At 53.7% G+C, this 6,073-nt stretch carries 4 protein-coding genes; 2 read left to right on the top strand and 2 right to left on the bottom strand.

What is annotated here, in order from left to right; all coding sequences use genetic code 11:
- A partial coding sequence (locus OXG87_04600; protein MCY3868814.1) for a tetratricopeptide repeat protein occupies positions 1 to 255 on the bottom strand: 255 nt, incomplete at its 3' end.
- A 253-nt stretch (positions 256 to 508) separates the two neighbouring features.
- On the opposite strand from OXG87_04600, the gene OXG87_04595 reads away from it, so the two are divergent.
- The gene (locus OXG87_04595; protein ID MCY3868813.1) at positions 509 to 1,828 is read left to right on the top strand and encodes a hypothetical protein; all 1,320 of its coding nucleotides are present in this window, start codon (positions 509 to 511) and stop codon (positions 1,826 to 1,828) included.
- Between the two features lie 5 nt (positions 1,829 to 1,833).
- Here OXG87_04595 and glyS read toward each other — a convergent pair whose 3' ends face one another.
- Positions 1,834 to 4,815: a glycine--tRNA ligase subunit beta gene (gene glyS / locus OXG87_04590; GenBank protein MCY3868812.1), complete on the bottom strand. Its 2,982-nt coding sequence runs from the start codon at positions 4,813 to 4,815 to the stop codon at positions 1,834 to 1,836.
- A gap of 225 nt (positions 4,816 to 5,040) precedes the next feature.
- Here glyS and pyrB point away from each other — a divergent pair, with 225 nt between their 5' ends.
- The gene (pyrB, locus tag OXG87_04585) at positions 5,041 to 5,967 is read left to right on the top strand and encodes an aspartate carbamoyltransferase (protein ID MCY3868811.1); all 927 of its coding nucleotides are present in this window, start codon (positions 5,041 to 5,043) and stop codon (positions 5,965 to 5,967) included.
- Positions 5,968 to 6,073 lie beyond the last annotated feature (106 nt).

The raw sequence follows: 6,073 nt of genomic DNA, 5'->3' as shown, positions 1-6,073 counted from the left end.
TTCTTTCCGTTTGAGATAGATATAACCCAGTTGGGAATACACATGGGCGTCTTCTGGGAAAAGTTCTAAAATGCGTTGGAGGGTCGCCATGGCCTCGTTGATTTCACCCGCTTGAATCTGACGCTGGCCCAGGGCAAACATCGTATTTCGGTAGGTTGTGTCTTGTGGAGGTGTTTCATCTTCTTCGGCAAGAAGAGGCAGCGCAATGCAAGAGGCACAACAGATAACCATCCAGAACCGCAATCCAATTTTCATGGTATTCTCCCGATGGAAAAGTCGGAGGACCAGATGTGTTCTAAACATTTGTTAAAATATTGTAAGGCAATGTCTTTGTCAATAGATTCCAATCAGTTAAACCTTACCTTATTAAGAGAGACTATGTTGATAACGCCTGACCGATGGGGTTGTTCCGATTTTTGCGATTCTGTACTTGACGAAAAAAAACCAAGAGTCTTATGTTGAGGTAAAGGGCGAAGAGTGGATCTAAACCATTTGGGGAGACGATTGTATGCGGTATCGATTTTGTTGGATTGTCGCGTTCTGGGGGCTGATTTTTGAAGGTGTTTCCGCAGATGCAATAGGAATTCCATTGGACTTGTCTGCGATACTGGGTTCTGTAACGGTTGAGCAGGAGCAGAGGCAACGCTATAATATACAGCCTCGCATACGCATTGGGGACTTGTCTGCGGCTTTTGATCTGGAGATTTTTTTGGATCATGAAGGGCGTATTCGGGACAGTGGCTGGGACTTTTCGAGCAGGCGAAGAGGTGTGGAGAGTCTGTTGCGCAAGATTCACTATGTGCGCTATGGGGATATCGATGATCGCAATCGGCGGTTGTCTCTGTACGTCGGTGCTTTGGAATGGGTGACATTGGGCACGGGACTGGTGATGCGCAACTATCGCAATACGCACGGTTCGCCGGGAATAAAACGCGCGGGTTTGGATATGAGAATTCGCCATATTTTTCGGCGTTTGACAGTGCGCGCTCTGATCGGCAATTTGCTGGATTTAGAAGGCGGTGGACCGGTTTTTGGAGGGCGCGTCGAATTTCAACCGGTTCCGCTATTGGATATGGGCGTCACGGCGGTTGTGGATGCGGATCAACTCAGCGGTCTGCCCGATTCGATTCGCGCAGACCTGCCGCGCGATACATTTGCGGCCGCGAGTGTCGATGTGGGCTATCCGTTTATCGATAGGCGGCATCTAAGGGCGAGGTTGTATGCGGGTGCTGGGCGAATTCTGGATGAGGATAGTGGCACGGGGCTCGCTTTGCCCGGTGTGATGGTCGATGTGGGACCGGCGCGATTACAGGCGGAGTATCGCTGGGTGAACGGTCGGTTTCAGGCCGGGCATTTTGACGCGCTCTACGATGTCAATCGAGCGATTGTCGATCCGCGTACGGGGGCTATTACCACGCGCGAAGCCACGTTGCAGTCTGCGTCGATGCAAGGAGTGTTTGGCAGTGCTCTTGTGAGATTTTACGGCATTTTTGTGGCGAGTGGGTCCTATCAACACTTGCGCGGAGATGTTGGCAATGCACAAATTGTGGAAGGTCGCGCGGGTATGATACCAGAATTTTTGAAACAGATGCCCAAAATAAAAAAAGTGACGCGGGCAGAGGGGTATTTTGAGAAACGCTTTCGGAACGTCAGCCTGAGAAGCTTGTTCGATGGTACGCCCAATACGCGGTTTGGATATGTGGTCGCGCTGGAACCCGTAAAGAATACGGTGGTGATAATGGAGGCCGAATTTACTTATCTTCCAGATGGCACTGGCGGATTTAGGCGCGAACGGATTTTGAATATTCAGACAAAGATACAGCTTTAAGTTGTTTAGAATCCCTCAAACTGGCTCAGGTCCGCGATGCCGTCGGGCAGGGCGGCGATGTGCTGGGCGAGGGCGAGGCGCGATTGCTTGAGGTCGGGATCATCGACCATGATGAGCACGTCTTCGAAGAAGCGGTTGATGGGGTCGCGCAATTCGGTCATGATCTGGATCAGGGTAGTGAGTTTGTCGTCGGCTGTGTCCATTGTTTTACGCGCGGCGAGATAGGCTTTGTGCAGTGCTCTGGAGGCTTCTTCAGGGTCGTGATCGGGATTGAGGTCGTAGTGTTCAGAGAGGTCGCGCACAATGCGTTTGCACCGCGCATGGGCATGGAGAATGTCGAGCCATTGATCGGAATGGATTTGCGCGGTAAATGCCCGGGCGATCCGCTGGATTTGATAGGGGTCGTCCAGACGCGCCGCAATCGCAGCGGAAATCGCGTCGTGGCGCAGGCCCTTGTCTCGAAGGACGACTTCGAGGCGGCGAATGATGTAGTCAAAGGCTTCGTCGAGGGCTTCTCTTTTGACCACGACGGGCAGGTGAACGGCGGCTGTGTTGAGGCCCTGGCGCAGTGAAAAATGCATTTCGTGACCGAGGAGATTTGAAAGCAAGCCCAGGGTATCGCGCCTGAGACCATAGGGATCGGCATTTGAGCGGGGTTTGATGCCCACGCCAAAAAGACCGGCGAGGCTGTCGAGACGGTCGGCTATTGAGACGGCGAGACCGGGTTGTGTTTGGGGCAGGGCGTCGCCCGGGAAGCGCGGGTGGTAATGGTCTTCAATGGCGTGGGCAACGGCTTCTGTTTCGCCGGAAGACAGGGCGTAGTAGCGGCCCATGATGCCTTGCAGGGAGGTCATTTCGACGACCATGCTGGTCGCCAGGTCGGCTTTGCACAATACGGCTGCGCGCAGAGCCGCTTTTTTATTTTTTCCGCGAAGTTCAAGCGCATCGGATAAGTCGTTGACGAGTTTTTCAACGCGGCGGGTTTTGTCGCGCATAGAGCCGAGTTTTTCCTGGAAGGTGAGGGTGTCCAGGCGGGACAGAAAGTCGCCGAGTTTTTTGTTTGTGTCGTCTTCGTAAAAGAATCTGGCGTCGGCATATCGGGCACGGATGACGTTTTCATTGCCTTTGACGACGAGGTCGGGGTCGTCGGGTATTCCGTTGCACACGGTGATGAAGTTGGGTTTGAGGTCGCCTTTTTCATTGAGCACTGGAAAATATCGCTGGTGTTTTTTCATGACGGCGATGAGCATTTCGCGGGGCAGGGAAAGGCGCGCGCTTTCAAAGGTGCCGCAAAGCGCGTGTGGGGCTTCGACGAGGTCGGTGACTTCGTCGAGCAGGTCGGGGTCGTTGGGCACGCTGCCGTCTATTTCCCGGGCGCGTGCTTCGACTTGCTGTTTAATGGTTTCCCGTCGTTTGTCGCGGTTGACTGCGATGCCGTGTTTTTGCATTTGCGCGCGATAGTCAGAGGCAGAAGCGATTTCGATTTTTGGCGAGGCATTGGGGCGCAGCCCGCGGCTCGTGCGGCCTGCTGTTGTGCGCGCATAAGTGAATGGGACGATTTGATCGCCAAAGAGGGCGACAATCCAGCGGAGGGGACGCGGATATGCGATTCCTTCGGAATCCCAGCGCATGGTTTTGCCAAAGCTGAGTTTGGCGATGAGTTCAGGTAGCAGTTCAGAGAGGATTTCCTGGGTTTTGCGCCCGTAAATGGTGATGCCCGCCCAGACGTAGTCGTCGCGCTGTTCCACGTCTGATGGATCAATGCCCTGTCCGCGGGCAAATCCCTGAAGTGCTCGGGTGGGGGTGCCGTCATTGTCATAGGCGATGCGGATGGCCGGTCCGCGCGCTTGTCTGATTTCATCGGGCTGCCGTCCCTGTAGATTTTTGACGATGGCATATTGCCTGCGCGGCGTGCCGCTGACTTCGATGCTGTCGTACGAGAGGTTTGCTTCACCGAGGTGTTCGGGCAGCAATTTTTCGAGTTGTGCTATGGCACTGACCACATCGGCAGGTGGCAGTTCTTCAGAGCCGATTTCGAGCAGGAGATCGGCGGCGTCTAATTCGGGCAGGTCTTCGGGTTTGGGTACCGGTGGAGGCTTGTCCCTTGATGGTTCTACAAGGGGATGTCCCTGGTCTGCGCGCTGTTCGACATAGGCTTCGGCTATTTGGCGCGAGAGGTCGCGCATTTGGGCGAAGAAACGGGCGCGTTCGGTTACGCCAATTGCGCCGCGCGTGTCGAGTAGATTAAAGGTGTGCGAGCAGCGGATGACGTAGTCGTGTGCGGGAATGACGAGGTCGCGGTCGAGGGCTGCCTGGGCTTCGGCTACAAAGATGTCGTACATGGATTTGAGGCGGTTGACATCGGCCCAGTAGAATTCGTAGTTGCAGTATTCTATTTCTTGTTTTTTGAGGATGTCGCCATACGTCACGGTGTCGTTCCACTGTAGTTGCCAGACTTCATCGACGCTTTGAAGGGACATGGCAATGCGTTCGAGGCCGTAGGTGATTTCGACGGCAACGGGGTCGAGTTGCCTGCCACCCGCTTGCTGGAAATAGGTAAATTGCGTGATTTCCATGCCGTCTAACCACACTTCCCATCCCAGGCCCCAGGCACCCAGAGCGGGGGATTCCCAATTGTCTTCCACAAAGCGGATGTCGTGTGCTTTGCAGTCGAGGCCCAGTGCTTCGAGGCTTTTGAGATATAGTTCCTGCGGGTTGCCGGGATCGGGTTTGAGGATGACCTGATACTGGGTGTGCATTTGCATGCGGTTGGGGTTTTCGCCAAAGCGCCCGTCGTCGGGGCGGTAGGAGGGTTCGACATAGGCTACGTTCCACGGTTCGGGTCCGAGGACGCGCAATACAGTGGCGGCGTTCATGGTGCCTGCGCCCACTTTTTCGCTGTAGGGTTGCCATATTATACAGCCGTTGTCGGCCCAGAAGCGCTCAAGGCGCATGATCAGGTCTTGAAAATTCAGGTGGTTGCTCACGGTTGGTTCCTCAATTGGTGGATCGCGATCAGCGGTCAAAGGTCAAATGATACTCTGATTTTGGGTTTGTGTCAACTTGTGGCCGATTTTCACGCGTTTTTTCCTCTTGCAAAAGCCGTTTTTCTCGCCTATATTTTGGGGTAGATGACGACTGAAAAAATAAATAGGTTGAATATAAACGCTCCCTCATAAGGGGGCGTTTTTTTTATACGCGGGGGTAAAGATATGGATAGTCTGTTTCACGTGCTTGAGGCGCAGCAATTTAGCCGAGATGTTATGAATGAGATTTTTGACGTGACGCGCGAGATGGAGAATGTGGTTAGCCGTTATGGTTCGAATATTTTGAATCGGCGGATTATGGCGACGTTGTTTTATGAACCGAGTACGCGCACGCGGTTGTCTTTTGAAGCGGCGATGTATCGCCTGGGCGGCGAGGTGATTACGACGGAGAGCGCGCGGGAGTTTTCTTCGGCGGCAAAGGGAGAGACGCTGGAGGATACGATTCGTATTGTAGAGGGGTATTCCGATGTGATTGTGTTGCGGCACTACGAGGGTGGCTCTGCGCGGCGGGCAGCAGACGCGGCGTCGGTTCCCATTATCAATGCGGGCGACGGGCCAGGGCAGCATCCCACGCAGGCGCTTTTGGATGTGTACACGATTCAGAAGGAGATCGGCAGGTTAGATGGTATTCACGTGGCATTGGTCGGCGATCTGGCAAATGGTCGCACGGCGCGGTCGCTGGCTTATTTGTTGACGAAGTACGAAGGTGTGAAGTTGTATTTTGTCGCGCCAACTGTCGTGCGTATGAGAGATGATATCAAGGCGTATCTGACAGAACACGGGGTGGTGTTTGAGGAAGAAGAAGATCTTATGAGCGTGATGTCGAAGGTGGATGTGGTGTATCAGACGCGGATTCAGCGCGAGCGGTTTGGCGACCGGATACAAGATTACGAGCGGGCGCGGGGAAAATATATTATCGATGTGGAGACGATGTCGGCACTTTCGGAGAATGCGATTGTGATGCATCCCCTGCCCCGGGTGGATGAGATTGATCCGGCTGTTGATACAGATCCCCGCGCTGCGTATTTTCGCCAGGCACACAATGGTGTTTTTATTCGTATGGCGCTGTTGCAGATGGTGTTAGGGGTTTAAGATTGTGCCTCCTGATCTCTTTCAAATATCATGAGTACGATAGAATCAGATAGCGATCCTGTCATGGCCATCCGGCTCTGGTTGTTGTAGCAAAATCTCGCAAACT

It is taken from the genome of Gemmatimonadota bacterium, from assembly GCA_026706845.1.
Taxonomy (GTDB): domain Bacteria; phylum Latescibacterota; class UBA2968; order UBA2968; family UBA2968; genus VXRD01.
The sequence above is the reverse complement of the archived record's forward strand: the minus strand, read 5'-3'. Positions and strand labels throughout refer to the sequence as shown.